A 25,091-nucleotide genomic window follows, 5' to 3' on the forward strand; every position below is an offset into this window, starting at 1 on the left:
GGGAATGAACGACCGCGTTCTGACGGAAAAAACCGAAGAAGATCTCTGGAAAGCGTACCGCAAGACCAAGGACGATGCGATCCGCAACCGCCTGGTGAAGCAGTACCTGCCGCTGGTGAAGTACGTGGCAGGGAAGCTCGCCGTGGGGATGCCNCAAAACGTGGAGTTCGACGACCTGGTGAGCTATGGCGTGATCGGACTCTTCGATGCGATCAGCAAATTCGATCCGGGGAAGCACGTCAAGTTCAAAACCTACGCAGTTACCCGCGTGAGGGGTGCGATCTTCGATCAGTTGCGGCAGCTCGACTGGGTTCCCCGGTCGGTGCGCCAGAAGACACGGGAGCTGGAAGAGACGATCCGCCGCCTCGAGTCCCAGCTGGGACGCGCCGCTACGGACCAGGAGATATCCCGGGAACTGGGGATCACTCCCAAAGAGTTCGAGAAGATCATGCTGAAGATTAGCGGCACCACGGTGTTATCCCTGAATGATGTCTGGTACGCCGGCGATGACCACGATCGCATGACTATCGGTGACAGTATCGAGAGCCCCCAGGGCAGAAATCCCGATGCGGTGGTCGAAAAGATGGAAATCAAGCGGGTCATCGTTGAGGCGATCCAGGAGTTGCCCGATAAAGAGAAGAAGGTGCTTGTCCTGTATTACTACGAGGATCTCACGCTGAAGGAGATCGGAGCTGTCCTGGGAGTGACGGAGTCCCGCATATCCCAGTTGCATACGAAGGCGATTTTGCGCCTTCGCGGGCGCCTGACAAATGTAAAGCGGGGAATTATGTAGATGGTAACCATGGAGCAGCTTCAGGAGTATATGCGGACGCGAGCTCGCGAGGACAGCGAGCGGAAGTACGTCAACGTCAGCGCCGCAACCCTGGAAGAAGCGCTCCGGGAAGCCTCGGTTGAGCTCAGCCTCCCCCTGAAAAAGATCGAGTACGAAATTCTCGAACGGGGGACTCGGGGTGTTCTGGGAATGGGCAAGAAGCCCGTCCTTCTCGTTGCCTACCCCGCCAGGGAAGAGGGCGCCGACGCAGACGATGCCGGTTCCATGGATATGGATTTTGGCTTTGAGGAGGAGGCCCCCTCGGACGTGGATGGTGAGGCCCTGGTGAGGATGGCCCCCGAGGGAATCATGCTCAAGGTTCTTCCGCCCCAGGGTAAGGGTGAAGCAGTCTCTGAACGCCAGGCCATAGCAGCCATCGAGAGCCGTACCCCCTCCGGGAAGATCGATGCCACGCTGGTTTCGCGGGTTGTCAAACGGGCCGATGCAGAGTGGATTCCCGTGGGTACCTTCACCTACACTCCCGTAGAGGATTCCTACATCAACTGCGATGTCACCGAGGGGGAGATGAAGGCCCTGATCACCATGAGCCCGCCCGGTGATGGTGGGGCTGACCCCAGTGCGGAGACGATCCTCCGCGCCCTGGAAAACCAGGGGGTGGTGCACGGCATAAACGAGGATCTTCTTCGAGCCCTGGAGGAGCGGCCGCGCTACCGCGAGCCCATACTGGTTGCCGAGGGGTCACGGCCCGTGAATGGGGCCGATGGCCGCGCATCGTTCAACTTCCGCACGGATAACCGCGAAATTCACCTCCGGGAGAGCAAGGACGGCCGGGTCGACTTCAAGGAACTCAACCGTATCGAGAATGTGGTGGAGGGCCAGGTGCTGGCCCGTATGGTCCCTGCCGAGGCGGGACAACCCGGGCAGACCGTCACGGGCCGCATGATTCCTGCCAAGGATGGAAAGGATGTGGAGCCTCCCATCGGTGAGAACACGCGCCTCTCCGATGACGGGAAGATGATCATCGCCGGTATCAACGGCATGGTAAAACTTGTGAACGGCCGGGTAACGGTGGAGCCCATTTACGTGGTGAACGGCGATGTCAACGTGAAAGAGGGTAATATCCGCTTCCTGGGGACGATCATCGTCAAGGGGAATGTGGACGACGGATTCAGCATCAACGCCGCCGGGGATATCGAGGTTATGGGGAGCGTCGGCCGGAGTACGCTCGAGGCCGAGGGCGATGTGATCGTCCATCAGGGTGTCGCCGGAAAGGGAAGCGGTGGTGTTACCGCCGGGGGAACGGTCTGGTCCAAGTTTATCGAGAACGCCCACGTCGAGACGGGGGAGATGGTGGTCGTCTCGGACGGTATCATCAATAGCGTGGTTTACTCCGACAAGCGGATCATCTGCCGGGGAAAACGCGCGAGCATCGTGGGTGGCCATATTCGTGCCGCCGAAGAGGTCGATGCCAAGACGCTGGGCTCCGTCGCCGGTGTGGAGACCCTGGTCGAGGTAGGCTACGACCCCAAGAGCCGGGCCCGCCTGCTGGANCTCGAGGCGGAAGACGAGGAACTCTCGAAGGAACTCGAGGAACTTACTCTGAACATGTCCACCATCGAGGGCATGCGCAAGAAAAAGAAGCCTGTTACGCCGGACAAGATCAAGCACTACGGAGAGATGAAGACCCGCAGGGAAAAGATCCAGAAACAGCGACAGAAGCTCGGAAAGGATATCGCCGCGATCCACGCCTATCTGGAGGAGCTGAAGACCACCGGACGGGTCAGTGCTTCGGGAACGGTTTTCCCGGGTGTGAAGATCATGATCAAGGATGCCCAGCTCACGGTGCGGCGCGAAACCCGGGCGGTGACCTATATCGCCGAGGCGGGGATGGTCAAGGTGACAAAGTACGAGGAGAGCCGGGCCGATATCTCCGTTCGTGGCAAGGGGGGCGCAGATGGCGATACAACCCATTGATCTGCAGACACTCTTTGTACGGCTGAGTACCGTGGGGCGCGAGCAGGCGGCTCTGAAACAGGCCGTGGCCCAGAACCAGATCGTCACAGGGGAGGAGATCGCCCGCCGCTCCCAGGATTCGGGGCACACCGTAGGGGAATCCAGCGATGTCTCGCCCGGCCCCGAGACGGTGGACGATCAGGAGACAAGNGGCAATCGGCGCCCGCCGCTGGAAAAAAAGGACGACCANCAGGAGGAATCCGGAGCAGACCGTGAGGGCGAGGACCGGACCTTTCGTGACCCAGANCTCGGCCAGCATATCGATCTTTCCGGCTAGCTATGACCTTTGGAATGTATCTTCTCACAACGACGATCCTCTTCANCGGGTTTGCCCTCTGGCTCCGGGGTGTGGTAATCGCCAGGGTCAGGCCCGAGCGGATACTGGAAGATCTGAGCCGGGAGGTTCAGGCTCTGGTGGCCGATCTGGACCGAACCAGCGATCACCACATTTCCCTGCTGGAGGACAGGATCTCCACCCTCTCGGGCCTTCTGGACCGGGCGGATCGGCAGATCGACGACGCCCGGATGNTNCTGGAGCACCTCCAGGCCCGCCCGCCGTCAGAGACCTGGGGGGGAGCGGTGGATGTTTCTTCGCCCACGGCGGGTTCCCCGGGGGGGGCACGGGCTATCCCGGAACGGGGTCCGGACCGCCCCGGCCTTCCGCACGGGGCCTCCCCTGCANGGGANGGGGCTGGCGCGCGGGGTATCACCACCGGGCGTGCAGGGCATTACGAAGATGTCCCGCCTGGGGAGAATCTGTCGGAACATATCTCGGGCGATGCGTCGGAGGGCGAATTGTTGCGGGAGAGGAATTCTTTCGCCGAGGGTGAGATCCGGGCAGATTCGGGTGAGCCCGACCAGCGGGCCCGGGTGATNGAACTNTATAACCAGGGGCTCTCCAGCGACCTGATCGCTGCCAGAACGGGGATCGCCATTGGAGAGGTGGAGCTGATTATTTCCTTGAGGGAGAAGCGTCTATGGCGCTGAGTCTGGGAATAGATCTGGGAACTACCAATTCCTCGGTGGGATTTTTTGAGGGGGGACAGGTCCATCTGGTCCCCAACGGGNGGGGGAAGACCCTTACTCCCTCGGTGATCGGTCTGGACAGCCGGGGAACGCTCATCGCCGGTGAGGCCGCGNGGAACCAGATCGTGAGCGCTCCCGGTCGAACGCTTCAGCAGGTGAAACGTTCCATGGGTGAGCGCGTGACCCTGCCTCTGGGGGAACAGCGGATCAGCCCCGAGGAGGCAGGAGCGGCTCTCCTGAGNTCCCTCAGGGATGACTACGCCCGGTACAGCGGTGAAGAGGCTCCCCTCCAGGGGGTGATCACCGTGCCNGCCCATTTCGACGANCGCCAGCGTCTGGCCACGGTGGAGGCGGGGCTTCTGGCGGGGTTCAGGGAGGTGCGCCTGCTGAATGAGCCCACCGCAGCGGCTTTACCCTACGCTTCGCGGGATATCCCCCGGGAGAAGATCGTGGTNTTTGATTTCGGCGGAGGAACGCTGGATATCACCTGCCTCGAGCGGGAGGGCCGGGAGTTCTCGGTTATCGCCACCGTGGGAGACGGGGAGCTGGGCGGNATCGATATCGACCGCATTGTTTTTGACCGGCTTGCCCGGGAGGTCCAGGCCCAGACGGGGTTTGACCCGCTCAGGGATCGTTCCTTCGCTCACATGCTGGAGGGGATGGCCGAGCGCGCCAAGATCGAGCTCTCCGAGCTCTCGCAAACCACCGTNTCCATTCCTTTCATGACGGGGCCCGCAGGGTTGGTTCATGTGGCGCTGGAACTGACCAGGCAGGAGCTGGAGGAGCTGACNGCACCTGTGATCGACCGGGCTCTGGCCATGCTCGACCGTGCCGTGAAAGACGCATCCTTTGACACCCAGGGGTTCGATACCCTGGTCTTTTCCGGNGGGAGCAGCCGTCTTCCCGTGATTCGACGCAAGATCGCCGACCGCTACCCCGAAGTTGCGGCGGCATCCAGGATAAACCCCGATGAGGTGGTGGCTGTAGGAGCGGCCCTGCAGGCCGATTCCCGCAGCTCCGGAGCCTTTACCCTCCACGACGTGGTGACGGGAACGNTGGCGCTGGAACTCTCCGACGGGAGCTGCGTGCCGATCGTCAGAAAGAACCAGACGATTCCCACCCGAAGGACTCGCCTGTTTACAACGGTTTCGGACTGGCAGGAACAGGCCGAGATCCATCTGCTTCAGGGAGATCGCCCCGAAGCGTGTCATAACCGGTCGTTGGGTAAGTTCATTCTCTCGGGGCTTTCGGCGGCTCAGCAGGGCGAACCCCGAATCGCCGTAACCGTCGATGTAAACGCCGACGGGGTAGTCTCGGTCCGGGCCGACGATCAGCAATCGGGTTCGTCCCGAGAGATGGTGGCCTGGACGCGTCCCCAGGGCAGGAAAGATCCCGTTCAGGGTGATCCCGGAGCCTGGAGGGAGAGCCTGCTTCGCCGGGCGCGACGTCTCTACGACGCTGCNCCGGCAGGGCTGGCGGCGGAACTGGCCGAGGTGGTCTCCCTGGTGCAGGGTGCGCCCGGTGATCCCGATGCATCGGGGGAGGAGTTGCTCCGTGAGGGACTTCGTGCCCTGGAGACACTGGTCTTCGAGATTGTCGCCAGAACGATGGCGCGTGGTGAGGCTGGAGGAGTGCATGCGGACAGATGAGGCGTTTCGTGAATTGGGGATCTCCCCCGATACTCCCGTGGCGGAGGTTCGTCGGCGCTATCGCCGTCTGGTAAAGGAACTTCATCCCGATACGGCCGGGGGAGTGCCCCTCACCGAGGCGCGGAGAACNGCCCGGGTGGCCCGGGTGGTTCAGGCCTACCGGAGAATTTGCGGTGACGAGCGGAGTACCGCCTCCGCCCCGGGNTCTNCTCCCGAGGGGTCGCAGCGCATTTTTGCCCTGGGACGGATCGTNNTGNAATCGGCCGATTCTGCCCGGCGTCTGGAGGCGGTCCGGGAGCTGGCGGCCTCGGAGAAGCGAACGGCGGCGCTCTACTTGCAGCAGGCAATCGCCGACAGGGACCCTCANGTGGCTGCGCAGGCTGCCCGGGGNTTTCTGCGGTGCGCGGGAGTTCGTGTAGAGGAGGATGCTCTGGACCTCTTCGACCAGCTCCCGGCCACGCGGCGGGTAGTGCTTNTCCAGGCCGTTCTCTCCTCGGGCAGGGATCTGCCCAGGCTTCTGGCCTGCGCCCGGGCTGATTCCGACGAGACGGTCCGCAGTGCGGCCTCCCGTTTTCCGGTTGGGCGGGGGCGGTGGTCGGCATGAGGAAGGAAGGGGCGATCGCAGCGCTGGTGGAGCCTGTTCTGGAAGAGCTCCAGGGCCTTCTCCTCGCCGGGACCGATCAGCGAGCTGGCGATACAGCCGGTGACAAGGCCGGTGACACGGGTGATAACGGACAGAACGGGCGAGGGCTCGCCGGGATGATCGCCCAGGCGATCGACGAGGCGCGGTTTCTTCAGGAGGATGCTGTCCTGGACGCGCTGGAAGAGGTCGATCGCTTTCTTCGCGATGCGGGTGCCTTTTCCGGGGAGCCCCCGGGTGTNNCTATCCCGGCCGAGGAGCTTCTCCCGAAAATCTTTGCGCTCCAGGAGACGATCCAGTCTGTGGAGGTGCACCTTCCCCGGCGTAGCGAGGCCGACAGCTCTGGTACAGCTTCCCTCATCGATTGGGATGCCCAGCTCGACCTGCACGAGGTGAGTCGCCTCGATGAACAGGCCCGGTTTCTTCTCGATGGGGCGCTCAGTCGGGGCCAGGACCCCTACCTGGTGCGGATGGTCCTGACCGATACGGACCTGGTTCCTTCGGGAGTTGTGCAGGTTCTGGAGGACCATTTTTCCGTTCTGAAGGGGGTTGTGACCGAGGCACGCGCGCGGGTTACCGCTCTGGTGGTGCACGCCGGAGAGCCTCCCCTGGAAGCCGTTCTGCACGAGGTCTTCCACGATCAGGCGGAGCAGATCGAGTGCGAGCTTCGTCGGGTTTCCCCGCAGTGGTTTTCCGGTTCCCGGGAAGGGGTGAAACCCTGGGTGCAGACCGGGCCGGTTTTTCCGCTCTCGCTCTCTCCCTCGCTTCTGGACCGGTTGCGCTTTCTTCTTGATTGTCGGCCCCGGGAGCAGGCAGAGGGGGCGGTATCTCCCGACGCAGAGTGGCTTCCCGGGGATCTTCGGGACGCTCTGGAAGAGCTCCTCTCGGTCTCTCTGGTGGAGATTACCGATCGGGTGCGGGCTGCCCTCGATCGGGTAGCTTCGGACCAGGAGAAACCGCTGGACGTCTCCTTCGGAGGAGGTGTCGAGAGGGTTCCTCTGGAAACGGGAGCCCTTCTGGAGAATGTCCTGGAGGAGTTGCTCTCACAGGCCGTGATCCACGGGATCGAGTCGCCCCAGGAGCGCGAGGCGGCGCAAAAACCGNCCCGGGGCCAGATCCGTATTTTCGTCAGTCTTGAAGGCGGGAATCTCCTGGTGAGGGTCTCCGACGACGGACGGGGTCTGGAACTGGAAGGGGAGCCCTGTGGTCAGGACGCCGATTCTCCCGGGCAGCCCCTTCAGTCGAGTCAGTTAATTCAGTCCAGGCAGTCCGGATTGCTTCGCGTGCGCGACGCCCTGGAGAGCGGTCCGGGGGGAAGTGTCTCCGTGAAGGGAGGGCCCCGGGGTACCACGGTGACTCTGACGATTCCCTGGGGTTCCCGACCCTGGCGGGGGCTTCTGGGAGGGCGAGGTGATTTTCGCTTTGTTGTCCCTTCTTCGCTGGTGGAAGATCTGGTGCCTCTGCACTCGTCGGGCCCCTCGTCGGAGGTGGTGCGTGATTCTTCCGGGGGACGTTTTGTTCGTTACCGGGAGCAGCTGGTTCCTCTGGATGATCCCGGTCCGGACGATCCGCCGCTTGTTCTGATCCTTCCTGTGGCCGCGCCGGAGGCGGAGTCGGGTGTGCTCTCGCGGGACAGGTTTCTCGCCTGTGGTCTGGACTACGCCCCCCGGGAGGTGCTGGTCTTTTCTGACGGACCCGGTACGGTGTCGATTCCCTCGATCGATGCCCGGGATATTCCGGTGATCTTTCCTGAAAGAGGCTGAATCCCCGGAATGTTCCCCGGAAGAGATCGTCCGGGAGATTCACCGGGGCATCGCAGAATCTCATGACGGCGGGAGTGTCCTTGACCGTATCCTGATCGGAAGATAAAACCCCGGGGAAGAAAAAGAAGGCGATAAAAAAAGGGGTGGCGTGTCTGGACGTCGGAAACACACACCACCCCGGAATCATGCTTTGTGATTCTCCCCTCAGTATCGGATGGGCCTCGGGGCGACTTGAGTGCCAAAATCATGAAGGATGGGTTTTTTTCGAAACTTTCGCGAGCGGGGGAGCCCGGGAGCGCCGGGCCAGCCGGGAGCCGGCTCAGCCCGAGGCGGAGTCTGATGAGGGGTGTTCCCTCGGGCTATAGCGGGCCAGAAGGTCCTGATGATAGGCACAGGCCCCGGCGATGGCCTGGTAGATCTCTTCTGCCTGGGCTACCGCTTCCCGGGGCGACGAGGGGGTGCGCGCTGCGGCCTCTTCCAGCCCCCGGGCGGCCAGAAATCCCGCCAGCTCCCGATCGCTGCAGGAGGCAAGAAGCTGATCGACCTCGTCGAGCCGGGCGAGCTCTCCGGGGTCGAGTTCCTCCAGGCCCTTGAGGGTTCTGCACAGAGCCTCGCCCTCCCGGGCGATCCGGTGTATGCGGGTGAGGCTTTCCTCAAGATTCCGAAGGATCTCCCGGGGAGCCTCCCGGCGGGGCAGGTTGCGGGAGGGGGGCAGAGTCCGCAAGGCCCGGGCCGGATCTTTCCAGAGCGGTGCTTTTTCGGGGGGAAGGGTCAGAGAGAGCCCTGCTGCCAGTTCCGTCGGGCAGGCCAGACCCGTGCCCTCGATGGCCGATGACTCGGGGGTAAGAAGGCGGGTAGTGATCTCGGGGTAACGCTGGTTCTGTTCTGAAAACCAGTTGCGGTAGACCTCCATGCGGGCATCGCTGGGGATTGTCCCCCCCCGGGCAGCGGGGACCGGTGCAGCCTGGGCCCCGTGAAGGTACCGGTAGAGACCCTGTTCGGCCGGTTCGAGCCGGGAGCCCCTCAGAATGAGTCGTTCCTCGAAGAAGGAGCCCCTGCAGTGAGTTCGGGACCCGGGAAACCCCAGATCGATCCCTGCCAGGTAGATCTCCCGGGCACCCATGAACCGGGCCAGATCCCAAGCCGAGGTGGCCACAGACCCTCCCGCTCCCAGCTTCCGGGTTCGCCCCAGGCGGTGGTCGATGAAGGCTCCCAGCGGGAAGAGCGACGCCGCCAGAGCACCCGGGCCGTCCCAGAGGCGAAATACCCGGGGGTGCGTAGCCGGTTCTGCCACGACCAGGGTCCGTTCCCGGGAAGGAAGGTTGTCCAGGTGCCGGGTATTCCAGTACTGGGGATCGGCCACGACAGCGCAGTGGGGGTGAATCCCTTCGCGCTGGAGCACCTTCAGGGCGGTATCGACGGCGATGATCAGGCACTGTTCCTGAAGGACCGCCAGATCGGAAAGTATTGTGTCGAGGGAGGGGCCCGCGCCGCAGACGATGGCCGGAACACCCGAGGCTATTCCAGCGAGGCCGTCGATGCCGGGCCAGGTCCCTCCGGCCCCGGCGGAGCAGGCCAGGTTCCGCAGGGTGTTTCGGACCCAGAGTCGGCCAAAGCGGCGCAGGGTATTGCGGTTTACCTCGCGGCGTTTCCGGTACCGCAGGAGCGTCTCCTTCAGGTGCTGCTCTTCCCGGGGGCAGTGCCGGGCAACGCCCTGGAGGACCACCAGAGCGGGGTTGTAGGCCCCCCAGCGGTTCAGGTGGAGGGTGATGTCCTCCAGCGCATCGGGCGTTGTCACCAGATCCGGGCCGTAGCGGTCCCACCAGGTCTGGCCGGTATGGCTGATCGCCAGGTCCAGGAGCTCCTGCGAGGGCTCCACCAGCGCGACCGGCAGCGAGGGTGCCTGAAGGCGTAGTTCTTCCAGATGGTAGCCCAGCCCGATTCCGAGGATAACCAGGGCATCGGGGGCGTCCTGGAGTATCCGCTCTGCCAGGCGCCGGGCCTCCCGGCGGGGTGCCACGGAGCTATGCAGGAGCCGTCCCTGCCAGCGGAGGGTCATCTCTCCGCTGCGGGTCGGTTCCAGGAGGATCTGGTCCCCCTCGCGGGAGGTCCCTGCGGTGGCTCGGCCCGTGGTGTTGTCGCTCCTGGTTTTATTGTCGCGATTGATGTTATTGCTGCTATTTCCGTTTTCGCCGGTCATTCGAGCTCCAGGGTGATCTCTGCTCCCTCCCCAAGGGGAGCCCCGGGAGGAGGTCGCTGACCCACCACGTAGCCGCTCCCGTCGATGGTGACGACCAGATCGTCTCGCCCCAGGAGGGGAAGGACCGAACGCAGGGGCAACCCCGAGAGATCGGGCATGGTGTCCCGCACCTCGGGGAGGGGATTCGGACGGATCACGATTCGCCCCGAGTGGTCCAGGGGAGTGTCGTTCTCCCGGGGGATGCCGTAGTAGGGCGCGAGAAAATTCAGAAGCTCCCCCACGGCGGGGGCCGCGATTCTGCCTCCCAGGTATTCTCCCCGGGGATGGTCGATCACAAGGTACACGATGAGCTGCGGATCCCGGGCTGGTACCAGCGCCAGGGTAGAAGCGAGAAAATGGGTGTCCGAGTAGCCCCCCTGGCGAGGATCGAAGACCTCGGCCGTTCCCGTTTTTGCCGCCACCGAGACGCCCTCCAGGCGAATTCGCCGCGCCGTTCCCCCGGGGGAGGTGGCGCTCTCCATGTAGGAGAGCATGAGGTCCACCGTGGCGGGAGAGAGAACCTGCCTGATCGGATCCCGGCTGAAGCGCTGGATCACCTCCCCCGAGGGCGAGACGATGCGGTCCACGATGCGGGGCCTCAGGAGGATGCCCTCGTTCGCCAGGGGAGTTGCTGCCGTCACCATCTGAAGCGCCGTGACCCCCACCTCCTGGCCGATCGCCAGGGTCGGTTTCGTTCTTCCCGACCAGCGGTCAGGAGGAGCCAGGAGCCCCCGTTCCTCGCCGTTGAGCTCGATCCTGGTGGGGGATCCAAAGCCGAAGGCCGAGAGCATGGTATAGAAGGGCCCTTCTTCCACCGCCTCCGAAGCAAAGGCTGCCCCCACGTTGCTGGAATACTGAATGACCTCTCGGGGGCCGATCATCCCGTAGGAAGCGATGTCGGTGATCCTGAACCCTCCGTCGCGGGTGCTGTAGGCTCTGGATGCGTCGAAGCGGCTTTCCGGGGTGATGCCCCCCAGCTCCAGAAAGGATGCCATGGAATAGACCTTGAAGACGCTTCCCGGTTCGTAGATACGGGAGATCGCCGGATTTTTTCGGGCTTCCCGGGAATAGGAATGAAAGGTGTTGGGGTTGAACGAGGGCTGGCTGGACATGGCCAGGAGCGCTCCCGTTTTGGCCTCGGCCACGAGGATCATGACCGCATCGGCCTGGTGGTCGCTCAGAAGACGTTTTCCCAGGTCATCGGCGGCTGTCTGGATCGCCAGATCCAGGGTGAGGAAGACCTGGTTTCCCATGGACGATCCCTGCTGGTCCGCGGCGAGCCCCGGGGGAAGAAGGTGCTCCGAGAACATGTACTCGATCCCCGCGAGACCCACGTTATCTACCCCGGAGTAGCCGATCACGGCAGCGGCGGTCTCCCCTTCGGGGTAGCTTCGGCCCAGGTCGGGCTGGAGGTGGATTCCCCGGAGGTTCCCCTGCTTCAGTTCGGCCCTGATCCGCCTGCTCTGGCTGGGGGTGATGGTGCGCTCGATGGTGACGAACCCCGGTGATGCCACGAGACGCTCGGCGATACGGCGGTGATCCTGATCGAGGATATCCCCCAGGATGCGCGCTGTCTCGTTGAGATCCCGCACGTGGGGTCTCCAGGCGGTGATGGTGTCCAGGTTGGTCTGGATTGCCAGGATGCGGCCCCGGCGATCCAGGATGGGCCCGCGCTCGAAGAGGGGAGCGGAACTGCGGGCCGCCGCCGGGGTTCCGGGGATCATAATGTTGCCGTACTGAACGATCAGAACGAGCCAGATCAGGATAACCGCAAGGGTTGTGATTTTTGTCCGGCTGTTCCGGTTCTCCCGGGCTCTTTTCGGGTTGCTACGGTGAAATTCGACGGCCAAGGGGTTCGACCCTCCCAATGATTTCGTCCCGGGAGACCCACCCGAAGTGCCGGGAGTCCAGAGAATCCCGGCAATTGTCGCCCAGGAGGTGGTAGCGCGGGCCGGGAGCCACGGCGGATACCCGTTTCATTGCAAGTTCTCCTGAATCGGGGGTGCGAAAGGCCACAACATCNCCTGCATCGGGGGCCGAAAAGCGATAAATATACCTGTTTACCAGAACGATCTGGCCAGATTTCGCAAAAGGGTACATACTATTGCCCGATACAACGAGAAACGCCGCCGGAAGCTCCTGGATCGACCAGGCCAGGGCGGTGGCGAGCAGGGCTGTGACGATGATAATTCGCACGGTTTGACTATAATATGCTCCCTTTTTCTTGTCGATACTGCTATGGTATGCCGAACGTGATAGAACATCAGAAAGTTGCACGTCGCAGGCGGCGTGCCCGACGAGGTGCATCCCCAGAGGGGAGTTCCTTCACGGGAACTTCCACGGTTCTCCGGTTTCGGCCGCCCCGTCGGCGCAGGGGCAGAGGAGGCTTCGGGCCTGTCCTGTTTCTTTCGGGACTGGCTCGGCGGGTTCTGAAGCTGCGGCGGTCCGGGCTCTCGCGGGGAGCGTCGCCGAGACGGAAGATCTCTCCGGGGGGGCTTCCTGCAACGGGTCTCCTCAAGAAGGCACTTCTCACGGTGGACGGGCCGCAGGCAGGGATCGCTGCTCCTGCGGGGTCGCCGTCCCCTCCGGCCTGGGCGTCGTCCCTTCCTTCGGGGAGGGCGGGGTTTCTTACCCTGGACGAACGGGATATCCCCCTCCACGCAGCGGCGATATTGTGCGCGGTTCTGGTAAACATGCTCCTCCTCTCGGTGTCGGTGGACAAGATTATTCTCTCCCGGGTCATTCCCTCGATCACGTTGCCCGAGGTTTCGGGCGTGATCGTCCGATCCCCCCTGAGTCGCGAAGAGAGCGATTTCTCGGTGATCGGAGAGGTCCTGGGGGTGGATACCGACGAGTTCTCGCAACTTCAGGTGGAAACCTACCGGTTGCAGCGGGGTGATACCCTGGGGGAGATCGCGCTCCGCCATAACCTGTCCATGGATACGCTGATCAGTTTCAACCGGATCGAGGANGTGCGCAGGATCCAGGCGGGAGCAACCTTCCAGATTCCCGACCGGGACGGGCTNCTCTACACGGTNCGCCGGGGAGATACCCTGGCCAGGATCGCCGATCGCCAGGGGTCGTCGGTGAACGCGATTCTCGATGCCAACGATCTCCGTAGCGAGGTGTTACAGGAGGGGCAGGTTCTGTTTGTCCCGGGGGCACGCCTGAATGAGACGGAGCGCCGAATTATTCTGGGCGAGCTCTTTGCCTGGCCCATGCGGGGGCGGATCAGCAGCGGTTTCGGGATGAGGCCCGATCCCTTTACGGGGCAGCGTCGCTTTCATAACGGGGTGGATATCGTAAATGCCATGCGGACTCCCGTCCGGGCCGCTGCTTCGGGCAGAGTGGTGCACGTGGAGAGCCAGATCGGAAACTACGGGCGCTTTGTCATTCTGCGTCATGCCGACGGCTTCCAGACACTCTACGCCCATCTGGACAGTTACTCCGTTCGGGTGGGACAGAATGTGTCCCGGGGACAGCAGATAGGAGCCATGGGGAACACCGGGCGCAGCACCGGGCCCCACCTCCACTTCTCCGTCATCCATAACGGGCGTTTCGTGAACCCCCTGAGGTACCTGCACTAAGGCCCGGTTCCCCGCTGGGGGACTGAAGGGCCTGCAGCGGGGCCAGAGAGAAAAGAGATCCGGAACAAGCGTGGGGAGAACNACGCTGAGAGAACCATACGGAAAAAGAACCGAAAGAACGATANGGGAAAAGAGAGGTGCAGGACATGAGAAAGACGGTGATCGCTGTGACGCTACTGCTCGCGTTGTTCTCGTTTATTAATGCCTACTCNATGATATAGGGTCGGTACAGGCGGTATAGGGTCGGAGCCTCCCCAAGTGGCGGGGGAGGCTCCTCGGGTGTCGCTGCCAGCCCGGTTCCGCTACTTGCCGTGGCAGTGCTTGTACTTCTTGCCGCTTCCGCAGGGACAGGGGTCGTTTCTGCCTACCTTGGGAACGGTCCTGCGGACCTGGCTCTGGCGGGGAAGGCTTCCCTCCTGCGGGGCCGGACCACGCCCCCCCGCTGCTGCCGGGCCGGACCCCAGAAGGCTGGTGCTGCTATGCTGTGCCGTACCTTGGGTAGCGCCTGCGGGGCGTCGCTCTTCCATGCCCGTGGCCCTGATAGCAAACATGAGCCGGGCAATCTTTATCCTGATATCGGCCAGGAACTCGTCGAAGATCCGGAACCCCTCGAGCTTGTACTCCAGAAGGGGGTTCTTCTGGGCGTAGCCCCGCAGGTACACCGCCTCGCGAAGCTCCTCCAGATTTTCCAGGTGTTCCTGCCAGCGCTGGTCAATCGTGCGGATGTACTCGATGCGGATGATGTAGTTGAGCCGTTCGGCGCCGACGACCCCGGCCTTCTGGGAGAGTTCCTGACGCATCTCCGTGAGGATAGTCTTGCGGAACGCCTCCTGGTCCATCCCCGCGTACTCTGCCGGTTCCCGGGGTGCAAAGAAGAGGAGCTGCTCCTGAAGGAGCCCCAGGAGGTGGTGAGCCTGAGCCTCCTGGAGGGGGCCGCTCACGGGGTGCTCCTCCAGAAGTTCCTCCAGAACATCCTCGGCGGTGTTCATGATGCGTTCCGTCAGGGCCGCGTCTTCCATGATCGCATCGCGCTGGCTGTAGACAACCTTGCGCTGCTCGTTTACCACGTCGTCGTATTCCAGGAGGTGCTTTCTGATGTCGAAGTTGCGCTCCTCCACCTTGTTCTGGGCCCGTTCGATACTCTTGTTGATCATGGAGTGATTCAGGGGCTCTCCCGGTTCGAGGCCCCGCTCCATGATGGCCTTCAGGTTGAACCGCCCCCCTCCGAAGAGCCGCATCAGGTCGTCGTCCATGGAGAGGAAAAAGCGCGATTCGCCGGGGTCCCCCTGGCGCCCGCTTCGCCCCCGGAGCTGGTTGTCGATCCGCCGTGATTCGTGGCGTTCCGTTCCCAGCACGAAGAGTCCCCCCAGAGAACGTACTTCCTGGTAGTCCTGGCGCCACTTCTCCCGTTCCCGGGCGATCGCTTTCTGGATATCCTCGGGGGAGGCGTCTTCGGGCATGGACCGGCGGGCCCGGAACTCGGGGTTTCCACCCAGTTTGATATCCGTTCCCCGCCCCGCCATGTTGGTGGCGATGGTGATGGACCCTTTCGCTCCGGCTTCGGCCACGATCAGGGCCTCCCGGGCGTGGTTCTTGGCGTTCAGNACCTCGTGGCGGACGCCCCTCTTTTTGAGCATCTGCGAGAGTTCTTCCGATTTCTCGATGGATATGGTCCCCACCAGAACGGGCTGGCCCTTCTTGTGGAGCCGTTCCAGCTCGTCGCAGATCGCGTTGTACTTGTCCTGGGAGGAGACGTAGATGACGTCGTCCTGGTCGATCCGCGCCACGGGGCGGTTTGTGGGGATCACCACCACATCGAGGCCGTAGATGTTTCCGAACTCCTTGGCCTCGGTCTCGGCGGTACCGGTCATACCGGAGATCTTGTTATACATCCGGAAGAAGTTCTGGAAGGTTATTGTCGCCAGGGTGCGGTTGCGGGCAGCCACGCGGATTCGTTCCTTGGCCTCGATCGCCTGGTGGAGTCCCTCGCTGTAGCGGCGTCCGTGGAGAATACGCCCCGTGAACTCGTCCACGATCTCCACCTTGCCGTCCTTCACCACGTACTGCTGATCCTTGTGAAAGAGGCGGTGTGCCCGCAGGGCCTGGGTGGCGTAGTGGATATATTCGAAATTTTCCTGGTCGAAGATACTGCCGCTGATGATCTTTCGTCGTGCCAGGAGCTCTTCCAGGTGGTTGAGCCCCTGATCGGTGAAGCTGATCTTTCGGGTTTTTTCCTCTACCTTGTAATCGCCCTGGGGCTCTTCGGGGTAATCTCCCGTCTCGGGATCCTTGGCCGCCTCCTGGAGGTCCAGCACAACCTGGTTGACCTGGCGGAACTTACTGGTATCGTCGTTGGTCTGGCCCGAGATGATCAGGGGCGTTCGGGCCTCGTCGATCAGGATGGAGTCGATCTCGTCGATGATGCAGTACGTATGGCCCCGCTGGACCTTGCCGCTCTGGTCGTAGCGCATGTTGTCCCGCAGGTAGTCGAAGCCGAACTCGTTGTTTGTCCCGTAGGTTATATCCTTGCGGTAGGCCACGTGGCGTGCATCGTTGTCCATATCGGAGACGATGTACCCCACGGAGACTCCCAGGTACTCGAAGACGGGACCCATCCAGGAGGCGTCGCGCTCTGCCAGATAGTCGTTCACGGTGATCACGTGGACGCCCCTGCCGGTGAGGCTGTTCAGGTAGGCCGCAGCTACCGACGAGAGCGTCTTCCCTTCACCGGTTTTCATCTCCATGATCTTTCCCTGGTGAAGGACGATCGCTCCCAGGAGCTGGACGTCGTAGGGGCGCTCGCCCAGGACCCTGCGTGCGGCCTCGCGGGCCACGGCAAAGGCCCGGGGGAGGAGGTCGTCCAGGGAACGGCCCTCGCGGACCTCCTGGCGCCACTGATCGGTACAGGCGAGGATCTCTTCCCGGGAGAGGTCCCGAGCCCACGATTCCTGGGTATTCACGTTCCGCAGGATAGGCAGAAGCTTCTTGAGGTCCGCTTCCGATTTGGACCCGAATAGTATCTGGATGACTGTGTCGAGCATATCGTTTTAGACTATACCGCAGGTACCAGCGCGGTCAAGGACAGCGTTGACAGGTACGCAGGCCGGTCTGTACTATTCCCCCCACCATGGCTGATCCAACACGCCGCGCTTCCGGTCTCTCCCCGGCGCTTTTTTTTCTTTTGTTGCTCTCTGGTCTCTTCCCGGGGTTCCTTTTGTCCGGCTGCGGTGAGCCCCCCGGGGCTGTGCTGGAACGGGAGGAGCGGTTTCGCCTGGGCCTGGGATTCCTGGAAGACGAGCTGGGGCTCTTTGCAGGGGACGATTCCCTGCCCCGGCAACCCAACTCGGTGGTCATGCGCGACGGCCTGGTCTTTGTGGGGAACGGCAGCGCCAACAAGATCATGGGGTTTACCTCCTACGGTGATCTGGTGCGGTTGATTTACCAGCCTAGGGACAACCCCCGGCCGGTGACCCTGGCCGAGGCGGGGTTCAGCGAGGCCTCGGGGACCCGGCGGGCCGTACCCTTTTCCTTTGAGAACCTGGGGCGGATCGCCGTGGATTCACGTCGCTTTCTCTACGCCGAGGATCGGCTCCCCCGGACCAGGGCCGTCTGGGACGATGATCTGGGGGTCTATCTGAACCGCCAGATTTTCCGTTTCGACAATAACGGACAGATCGTGGATTATCTGGGGCAGGAGGGGACAGGGGGGACTCCCTTCCCCTTTGTTCACAGCATGAACGTGACCAGACGGGACGAGCTGGCCGTCATCACCCGGACCAGGGAGGGCTTTATCGCCTTTTTCTATTCTCCCGAGGGTGATTTTCTTACGGCCCTGGAGATCGACCGGGACAGGTTGCCCCTGCCCTCGGAGGACGACGGGTACATCCCCGTGCTGAACGAGGTGGTAGCCGGGGTGGACGAGCCGCGACTGTACGTGAAGATATCCTATTACCGGGCACAAAAGGACCCTGCTGCAGGGAAGGATCACGGTATCGCCCTGGATCACGCCCGGGTCTACTGGATCGATCTGGTGGAGGGACGCTACGAGGGATTTGTGGAGCTGCCCCGGGGCAACGGTGAGGAGCATTTCGAACTGGTGGGTGCAGCCCGGGGAGAGCATCTCTTTCTGCTCTCCCGGGAGAGCTCTTCCCGGATTCAGCTTGTGATCATGAACGATCAGGGGCGGGTCCTGCGGCGCCGGTCCCTGGAGGTCTCGGAAGAGGATATGACGGTGCGGAGTTTTCATTTGTGTTACGATGGGGTTCTGACCGCGTTGCTGGGGTATCACGATGAGGCCCGGGTCGTGTGGTGGCGGAGCGATCGGCTCCTGCCCCAGCTCTGACGGTCCAGGCCCGGAGGCTGGCAAGCCAGAGGCCAGTCAGCCAGAGGCAGGATCAGCGGGAGCGGAGAGGGAAAAGGCAAGGAGCTGTGCCCATGAACGAGCAGGATCTTCTTCTTTCCTCGGCCCTTATGGCCGACATAGACCGGGCTGCCCGGGAAGAGCTGGGAATCCCCGGCGTGGTGCTCATGGAAAACGCCGGGCGGGGAGCCTGGGAGGTGCTCCGGCGGGTTCTCCAGGAGGAGGGTACAACCCCGGCGGAGAGAAAAACATCTCCCGAAGGGCCGCTCGTTTTTTGCGCGGGTCCCGGCAACAACGGTGGTGATGCCCTGGTGATGGCGCGCTGGGCCTTTCTGGAAGAGCAGTTCCCCTTGGCGGTGGTCACGTCCCGCGCCGGGCTGGGTGCTGCCGCGGAGGCGCAGTGGGAGATCCTGCGGCGTCTGGGGCTCTCCCGCCTGGTATGGGAGGAGGAACCCGGCGCGGTGAGAGAGCTTCTGGGCGGGGCCCGAATGATTGTGGATGGCTTGAGCGGAACGGGTCTCTCGGGAGCACTCCGGGGGAGCGCTGCCGGCCTGGTGGGAGCCATGAACGCCTCGGGGGCCCCGATCGCTTCGGTTGACCTGCCTTCGGGGTTTCGTGATGACCCCGATCCCGGGGACCCCCGGGTCCGGGCTGACCTTACCATCGTGACGGGCTATCTCAAGCTTTCCCTTTTTACTGCCCTGGGCAGGCCCGGGGCGGGCAGAATTTTCCAGGTAGATCCGGGTTTTCCTCCCTCTCTGGTGAGAGCTGCTGTGGGCTCCGGCGGCTCCTCCCCGTCTCAGGTGCGACTCCGAAATCCCCGGGATCTCACACCCCGGCCCGTTCCCGCTGATGCCCACAAGGGTGTGCGTGGCAGGGTAGGGGTGGTCGGTGGTGCTCCCGGCACGGGGGGGGCTCCCCTCCTGGCCGGTCTGGGAGCGCTCTACGGCGGGGCCGGAATGGTTCGGGTCTGCACCGGAGCTGCCCCCGGCGAGGGGTGGTGCGACCCCTCCCTCATGGTGAAGGCCGATACCAGGGAGAATCGCACGGGGATCCTCGACTGGGCATCGGCCCTCGTGATTGGTCCCGGCTGGACCGATGCCGGGAGGGATGATCTGCGGGATCTCCTGGGGGAGGCCCGCCAGCGGTCCCTGCCGGTCGTCCTCGACGCCCAGGCCCTCCGTCTCCTCGAGCCGGCCCTGGTTGTCGAATCACCCCAGGTGTCGGGCGCGGAAAAATCCGGCGGGGAGGCTTCCCTTATCCTGACGCCGCATCCGGGAGAACTCGCCGCGATGCTGGGGTGTACCCCCCGGGACCTGGCCTGCAACCCCTGGGAGGCGCTCCGGAAAACTGCAGAGATCTACGCCGCTGTGGTCGTTCTGAAAGGGTCCGTCACCTGCGTGGCCGATCCCGACGGCAGTATCAGCGTCTTTGACGGGGGATGCCCCGCCCTGGCCACGGCCGGAACGGGGGATGTTCTGGCGGGGCTCGCCGGAGCGCTCTGCGCCGCCGGGACAGAGGCCGCCGAGGCAGCCCGGACCGCCGTAGCACTCCATCTCAGGGCTGGTCAGAGGCTGGCCTCGCGGGCGGGATGGTTCACGGCCCGTGATCTGGCCCGTTCTCTCGGAGAGATCTCGGGAGGAGCTCCGTGAACGACGACGAACGGCCTCTCTCGCCTGCCCCCTGGAGAAAAGAAGGGTCGGGGGAGCTTCACTTCCACTCCCGCAGGACCGAGGAGGAAGCTGCGCGGTGTCGCCGCTGGGAGCCTCCCCAGGGAAGTTTCTTCCGGCGTAATCGGGGTCTCGCCATCGCCCTGATCGACGTAGTGGTGGTGGTGATCCTCTTCTTCATCTATCTTTTTGTTCTGCGCCCCCTGGCAGGCCAGGTCCGGCTGGGAGAGTACCGCCTCTCGGGTGAGATATATCACCTGGGCCAGGAGGTCCTTGCCGTTGTAACGGTTCGCAAGGGAGCCACGTCCGCCGATGCTCCCTCCGGGGCCGCTCCACAGTCCGGACCCCACCTCCAGCCCCTGGTGACCGTCTCCGCCGCGGGTCAGGAGATCGTGGATCTGGCACCGGGGCCTGGTCAGGAGCGGAGTATCCCCCTTCGCCTCGAGAAGAATCTCCTGAAAGGGGAGGAACTGCTGGAGATTCTGGTCGTCATCGGGGGAGATGAAGCGGTGCTTTCCCTGAAGATACCCGCCGACTGATCGATTCGATTGACCGGTGTCAAGACTCGATTGACCGGGAGCCAGGAACAGGGTACTTTTATACCATGTACCAGATTTACTTCCTCTCAATTCTCGCCAATGTCATAGCCGGAATCGCCCTTGCCTTTGACCGCATGGACGAGCGCATGCGCCTCCACGCAGTGTTCAATCCGGAAATGTTCAAGCACACCGGGTTCCGCCTTGCCATGGGGGTCATCGCCTTCGTAGTGGGGTTCCTGAAACTGCTCTCGGTGACCCCCGGCACGCCCCCTGTGGTGGGTGATCTCTTCCCCGCCGTGGCAGGCATGCTCATGGGCTTCGCTCTCTGCTTCCAGTACTATCAGGAACGGACCGAGGTCACCAGTGCTGCCGTGGAGTCTCTGGACAGGGTCTTTGGACGCCACAGCGCAAACCTGGGAATGATCGGTGTCTTTTCCGGGGTTCTGCACTTTTTTCTCCATCGCGTTCTTTTTCTGTGAGTGCCGGTTCGGTGAGTACCGATTCTGCGGGTCCCGGGGGCTGCTGTTGCGGGCCTTCGGGGGGGAAACTCTTCCGTCAGGGGCGTCTGGTGACCACCGCAGCCGTGGCGTACCAGGAGGGCCGTTTTTTTGCGGCCCAGCGCAAGAAGACGGGCGCCCAGCCGCTGCGCTGGGAGTTTCCCGGGGGGAAGTGCGACGAGGGTGATCCCGACGAGCGGTCCTGTCTCGAGCGGGAGTTCCGGGAAGAGTTCGGGGTCTCCGTCACCGTGGGTGACGAGGCGGGGAGCATCCCCTTCGATCACAAGGGCGTCTCCTACGTCCTGGTGGGCTACTGGGTGCAGATTCCCCCGGAGCCGCTGGTTTTGAGAGAGCATGTCCAGGCGGGGTGGTATACTCCCAAGGAGCTGCTCGAGCTGGATCTCTCCGATTCCGATCGTTCGCTGGTGAAAGAAATTCTCCCGTTGGTTGAATCCTCAAGGAGGTAGAGATATGGCGGAGATCGTACCGGAAATCATGAATCGCCGCGCGCGTCGGGCCTACGGGCCCCGTGGGTTGGACCAGCCCCTTCTGGAACGGGTGCTGGAGGCGGCTGTGCTTGCCCCCAGTTGCAACAACAAGCAGCCCTGGCGTTTCCTGGTATGTCAGGACGAGACCTCTCTGGGGATTGTCCGGGGAGCGCTTCCGGAGGGGAACTACTGGGCCCGGGAGGCCCCGGTCCTGCTGGTGGTAACGACCCGGGATGACCTGGACTGCCGCCTGAATGACAACAGGGAGTATGCCCTCTTTGATACCGGTCTGGCCGTGATGAACCTGATGCTCCAGGCCACGAGGGAAGGGCTCTACGCTCATCCCATGGCCGGCTTCGACCCCCTGGCGGTGCGGCAGGGCTTTGGAATCGAAGACGAAACGCGGATCATCACCGTGGTTGCTCTGGGGTTTCCCGGAGACGGAACGTCCCTGAACGAGAAGCATCGCGCCGCCGAGCACGCACCCCGGGAGCGGAAGCCCCTGGCTGAGGTGGTGCAGTGGAACCGGTGGCAGGCGCTCGCCTAGCGGGCGCGTCCAGCACGATACCGAGGTTGCCTGTGGTACCGCAAATAATAGGAACAAAAAAATCTGCCGGTTTCAGGCGGTGTGTCCGGTTCTGCAAGGAACGGGGTATTGCCTTTCAGGAACGTGATATCCGCGTGAACCCCCTGAAGCCGGGTGAGCTCGACACGATCGCTGCGGGGTGCGGGGGCATGAATGCCCTGGTGGATACAGAGAGCAAGCTCTACGGCCAGCGTGGTCTGGCCTGGATGGACTTCGATCCCCGGGAGGAGCTTCTGGAAACCCCCGAACTCCTTCGCCAGCCTCTGGTGCGCAGCGACAAGGGCGTGGCCCTCGATCCCGGGGAGAAGGAACTGGGGAACCTGCTACTGTGAAACTCACCGGTACTCCCCGATCCTCCCCCGGCCTTTGAGCCCCGGCGAGGCCCGGTGATTCCCGCCATCTTTCACCACATCACCAGTCCTGCTATGATAGCGGGGTGAGTGAGAGAGATATCCATCCCGACGATGTACTCCGGGAGCTCGGTGAGTACCGGGCCTCCATCGACAACCTCGACGCTGCCATGATCCGCCTTCTGGCCGAACGGTTTCGCGTGACCCTCAGGGTGGGGGAGCTGAAGCACCAGCACAAGCTCCCTCCGGCCGATCCCGCCAGGGAGGAGCACCAGATGCGTCGCCTGAAGGAGATCGCCCGCGACGCCGGTCTGGATCCGGAGGTAGTGGAGCTCGTCCTTCCGCCGCTCATGGCGGAGGTCCGGCGCAGACACCGGGAGCTGGGCAAGAGCGCCTCGGGAACCTCCTGAGAGGGTAACCTCCCGAGAGACTCCCCGGACCGTAGCTCTCACCTGGCAGGCAGGACCGGAGAGTCTCTGTTGTGTCAGGCCAGTTTTCCCGCGATCCGGGCCACGTGGTCTCCCTGGAAACGGGCTCCCGCCAGTTCAACCTCGCTGGGCATGCGGCTGCCGTCAGCTCCGGTGATGGTAGATGCTCCGTAGGGCGACCCTCCGTTCATGGCGTCGATCTTCATCTGCTCCTGAAACGTATAGGGCAACCCCACCAGCACCATGCCGTGGTGGAGAAGGGTGATGTGGGTCGAGAGAATCGTCGACTCTGCTCCGCCGTGTTGGGAGCCCGTGGAGGTAATCACGCTTCCCACCTTTCCCACAAGAGATCCCTTGACCCAGAGTGGACCCGTGGAGTCCAGGAACATCCGCATCTGTCCGGGCATATTCCCGAAGCGGGTGGGTACACCGAAGATAATGCCGTCGGCTTCGGTCAGATCCTGGTGGGTCACTTCCTGGATATGGGAGAAAGCCTTTTGTGCCTCCAGAGCCCCCATGGCGCCCAGAATATCCTCCCCCAGCAGTTCCGGTACGCGCCGGATCTGCACCTCGGCCCCCGCCGCTTTCGCTCCCTCTGCTGCTGCCGTGGCCATGGCGTACATGTGACCGTAGGTCGAGTAAAAAACAACCAGAATTTTCATGATTTTGCTCCTTGCACCATCAAGTTATACGATCAAGATAGGACTGATGGGGGGGCGGGTCAAGAAAAACCGACAAAAAAAATAATGTATTACCCCGGGGATCGGGGACCGTTCCTGCTCCCCCGACGGGCCGGAACAGGTCTGCCGGGGGTTGTTTTTCTTTTCCCGTGGTCATACCCTGAGGGGCGCATGAAAGATCCCGATATACTCCACGATCCCCCGGCGTCGGTTCTGGTCAGACTTCTCCTCCCCATGCTCGCCGGAGCGTTGGGGATCGTCCTCTTCAATATGGTGGACACCTTCTTTGTGGGGCGTCTGGGAGCGCTGGAACTGGCCGCCATGAGCTATACCTTCCCTGTGGTGATCGTGGCGGGGAGTATCGCCTCGGGGCTCGGCGTGGGTGCCTCGGCCTGTGTCTCCCGGGCCGCAGGTGCCGGTGATCTCTCCCTGGCCCGGCGACTCACGTATCACGCCCACCTTCTCGCCCTGGCGGTGGTGGTTGTCCTGGCAGGAGCGGGGCTCCTCACCATAGATCCTTTTTTCGCCCTTCTCGGTGCCGAGGAACATCTGATCGGCTATATCAGGGATTATATCTCAGTCTGGTATCTGGGAATGCCCTTCATGATGCTCCCCATGGTGGGCCAGAACATCCTTCAGGCTCTGGGCGACAGTAAAACTCCCGGGGCGGTGATCGTCTTCTCGGTGGTGCTGAATATGTTTCTGGATCCCCTGCTGATTTTCGGAGCGGGGCCGGTTCCCGGTTTGGGAATTGGGGGAGCCGCCATCGCCACGGTGATCTCCCGGGGAAGTACCATGGTGATCGTGCTCTGGGTTCTGGCGCGATCCAGAAAGATGGTTCCCCATCGAAACGAACTGTCGGGGGTTCTGGTGAGTTCCCGGAGCATTCTCTTTGTGGGCATTCCGGCAGCGCTCACAAACCTGGCCCTGCCAATCTCCATGGGAGTGGTGACCCGCCTGGTCTCGCGTTTTGGTGCCGAGGCGATCGCCGGGTTCGGGGTGGCCACGCGGCTGGAGTCCTTCTCTCTGGTCTTCACCATGGCCCTGGCCATGGTCTTTACCCCCTTTGTGGGTCAGAATCTGGGAGCCGGCAAGGTTCATCGGGCCAGGGAGGGCTACAGGGTGGCGGTTGTGATCTCCCTGCTCTGGGGAGTGGTGGTTGCCCTGGTCTTTGGGGGGGGCGGACGGCCTGTGGCGGAGGTCTTCAACAGCACCGAGGCCGTTGTGGCCGCCACCACGGCGTACCTGCAAATCCTGGCTCCCTCCTTCGGTCTTCTGGGTGTTGTCATGGTCACATCGGCGGCTTTTAACGGGTTGCAGCGCCCCTTTGCTGCTGCAGCGGTGGCTTTCATGAGGCTTGTCGGGCTCTATCTGCCGCTGGCGCTTGTCGGGCGCAGTCTGGGGGGGCTTCAGGGCCTCTTCCTGGGGCTGGCCTGGGCGAACGGAATCGCCGGGGTGCTGGCGATCCTGATCTTCCGGCGGGCATCGCGGGGGTTCGTGGCCACGGAAGAAGACACAAAAGAAAACACCGAAGAGGATACGCAGGGAAACGCGCAAAACGGCACAGGAGCAGAAGGGCCGTCGGGGGAAAAAATTTTCTGCTCCACCTGAAAGAAATCCGGAAAAAATCTTGTTTTCCCCCAGAGGGTGTGGCACATTATAACAACTGCTGACGGGGTGGTGTTTCCTGCCCGGTTGCTCTGTCCAGTTATCCTGGCCAGTTACAAAAAGTGTGGAGCCCGATGCATCAAAGGTTATCTCGACCGAAAAAACGGAAGGCTTT

General features: G+C 62.9%; 19 protein-coding genes. 14 read left to right on the plus strand and 5 right to left on the minus strand.

The genetic code is table 11. The annotated features are described in order from the left end of the window. Window positions 1-4 precede the first annotated feature (4 nt). The 4 genes from whiG to B071_RS0104820 all read left to right on the plus strand — a co-directional run bounded on the left by whiG (window position 5) and on the right by B071_RS0104820 (window position 7,884). Complete coding sequence (gene whiG, locus B071_RS0104790) at window positions 5-793, plus strand: RNA polymerase sigma factor WhiG (protein ID WP_018525971.1); 789 nt, start codon at window positions 5-7, stop codon at window positions 791-793. 30 nt (window positions 794-823) lie between these two features. Continuing rightward, on the plus strand, window positions 824-2,767 hold the full coding sequence (locus B071_RS0104795) for a FapA family protein (protein WP_438829571.1): 1,944 nt from the start codon (window positions 824-826) through the stop codon (window positions 2,765-2,767). 1,016 nt (window positions 2,768-3,783) lie between these two features. Then, on the plus strand, window positions 3,784-5,481 hold the full coding sequence (locus tag B071_RS15980) for an Hsp70 family protein (RefSeq protein WP_018525975.1): 1,698 nt from the start codon (window positions 3,784-3,786) through the stop codon (window positions 5,479-5,481). Window positions 5,482-6,591: 1,110 nt separating this feature from the next. Next, entirely contained in the window at window positions 6,592-7,884 is a 1,293-nt protein-coding gene (locus B071_RS0104820) for an ATP-binding protein (RefSeq protein ID WP_438829572.1), read from the plus strand. A 319-nt stretch (window positions 7,885-8,203) separates the two neighbouring features. Here B071_RS0104820 and B071_RS0104825 read toward each other — a convergent pair whose 3' ends face one another. The 3 genes from B071_RS0104825 to B071_RS18950 are packed head-to-tail and all read right to left on the minus strand — an operon-like array spanning window position 8,204 to window position 12,430. Then, window positions 8,204-10,084, minus strand: coding sequence for a motility associated factor glycosyltransferase family protein (locus B071_RS0104825; protein ID WP_018525978.1), 1,881 nt, complete (start codon window positions 10,082-10,084; stop codon window positions 8,204-8,206). Then, window positions 10,081-11,973, minus strand: a complete 1,893-nt coding sequence (locus B071_RS0104830; protein ID WP_018525979.1) for a PASTA domain-containing penicillin-binding protein — start codon at window positions 11,971-11,973, stop codon at window positions 10,081-10,083. The genes B071_RS0104825 and B071_RS0104830 overlap by 4 nt, the downstream gene beginning before the upstream one ends. After that, on the minus strand, window positions 11,951-12,430 hold the full coding sequence (locus B071_RS18950) for a S26 family signal peptidase (RefSeq protein WP_157703031.1): 480 nt from the start codon (window positions 12,428-12,430) through the stop codon (window positions 11,951-11,953). The genes B071_RS0104830 and B071_RS18950 overlap by 23 nt, the downstream gene beginning before the upstream one ends. A gap of 941 nt (window positions 12,431-13,371) precedes the next feature. On the opposite strand from B071_RS18950, the gene B071_RS20460 reads away from it, so the two are divergent. Continuing rightward, the gene (locus tag B071_RS20460; protein ID WP_438829573.1) at window positions 13,372-13,710 is read left to right on the plus strand and encodes a M23 family metallopeptidase; all 339 of its coding nucleotides are present in this window, start codon (window positions 13,372-13,374) and stop codon (window positions 13,708-13,710) included. Window positions 13,711-14,012: 302 nt separating this feature from the next. Here B071_RS20460 and secA read toward each other — a convergent pair whose 3' ends face one another. Next, complete coding sequence (gene secA, locus B071_RS0104850) at window positions 14,013-16,751, minus strand: preprotein translocase subunit SecA (RefSeq protein ID WP_018525982.1); 2,739 nt, start codon at window positions 16,749-16,751, stop codon at window positions 14,013-14,015. A gap of 86 nt (window positions 16,752-16,837) precedes the next feature. On the opposite strand from secA, the gene B071_RS0104855 reads away from it, so the two are divergent. The 8 genes from B071_RS0104855 (at window position 16,838) to B071_RS0104890 (ending at window position 22,610) form a co-directional block, all read left to right on the plus strand. Next, the gene (locus tag B071_RS0104855; protein WP_157703032.1) at window positions 16,838-18,052 is read left to right on the plus strand and encodes an LIC_12708 family protein; all 1,215 of its coding nucleotides are present in this window, start codon (window positions 16,838-16,840) and stop codon (window positions 18,050-18,052) included. 92 nt (window positions 18,053-18,144) lie between these two features. Then, window positions 18,145-19,722, plus strand: coding sequence for an NAD(P)H-hydrate dehydratase (locus tag B071_RS0104860; protein WP_018525984.1), 1,578 nt, complete (start codon window positions 18,145-18,147; stop codon window positions 19,720-19,722). Then, on the plus strand, window positions 19,719-20,279 hold the full coding sequence (locus tag B071_RS0104865) for a hypothetical protein (protein ID WP_018525985.1): 561 nt from the start codon (window positions 19,719-19,721) through the stop codon (window positions 20,277-20,279). The genes B071_RS0104860 and B071_RS0104865 overlap by 4 nt, the downstream gene beginning before the upstream one ends. A gap of 65 nt (window positions 20,280-20,344) precedes the next feature. Further along, window positions 20,345-20,758 (plus strand): hypothetical protein, encoded by a 414-nt coding sequence (locus B071_RS19545; RefSeq protein WP_018525986.1) that lies wholly within the window; start codon window positions 20,345-20,347, stop codon window positions 20,756-20,758. A gap of 11 nt (window positions 20,759-20,769) precedes the next feature. Next, the gene (locus tag B071_RS18955; RefSeq protein WP_157703033.1) at window positions 20,770-21,243 is read left to right on the plus strand and encodes an NUDIX domain-containing protein; all 474 of its coding nucleotides are present in this window, start codon (window positions 20,770-20,772) and stop codon (window positions 21,241-21,243) included. Window positions 21,244-21,247: 4 nt separating this feature from the next. After that, a complete protein-coding gene (locus B071_RS0104880) occupies window positions 21,248-21,811 on the plus strand; it encodes a nitroreductase family protein (protein WP_018525988.1) in 564 nt (187 codons plus the stop codon). A 134-nt stretch (window positions 21,812-21,945) separates the two neighbouring features. After that, the gene (locus B071_RS15995) at window positions 21,946-22,182 is read left to right on the plus strand and encodes a hypothetical protein (protein ID WP_245534046.1); all 237 of its coding nucleotides are present in this window, start codon (window positions 21,946-21,948) and stop codon (window positions 22,180-22,182) included. Window positions 22,183-22,286: 104 nt separating this feature from the next. Next, on the plus strand, window positions 22,287-22,610 hold the full coding sequence (locus B071_RS0104890) for a chorismate mutase (RefSeq protein WP_018525990.1): 324 nt from the start codon (window positions 22,287-22,289) through the stop codon (window positions 22,608-22,610). A 74-nt stretch (window positions 22,611-22,684) separates the two neighbouring features. Here the strand turns inward: B071_RS0104890 and wrbA are convergent, their stop codons facing one another. After that, a complete protein-coding gene (gene wrbA / locus B071_RS0104895) occupies window positions 22,685-23,290 on the minus strand; it encodes an NAD(P)H:quinone oxidoreductase (RefSeq protein WP_018525991.1) in 606 nt (201 codons plus the stop codon). Between the two features lie 84 nt (window positions 23,291-23,374). Between wrbA and B071_RS16000 the strand changes: the two genes are divergently transcribed. Continuing rightward, the gene (locus B071_RS16000) at window positions 23,375-24,919 is read left to right on the plus strand and encodes an MATE family efflux transporter (protein WP_018525992.1); all 1,545 of its coding nucleotides are present in this window, start codon (window positions 23,375-23,377) and stop codon (window positions 24,917-24,919) included. The last annotated feature ends 172 nt before the right edge of the window (window positions 24,920-25,091 follow it).

The organism is Alkalispirochaeta alkalica DSM 8900 (assembly GCF_000373545.1).
In the GTDB taxonomy this organism is placed as follows: Bacteria; Spirochaetota; Spirochaetia; order DSM-27196; family Alkalispirochaetaceae; genus Alkalispirochaeta; species Alkalispirochaeta alkalica.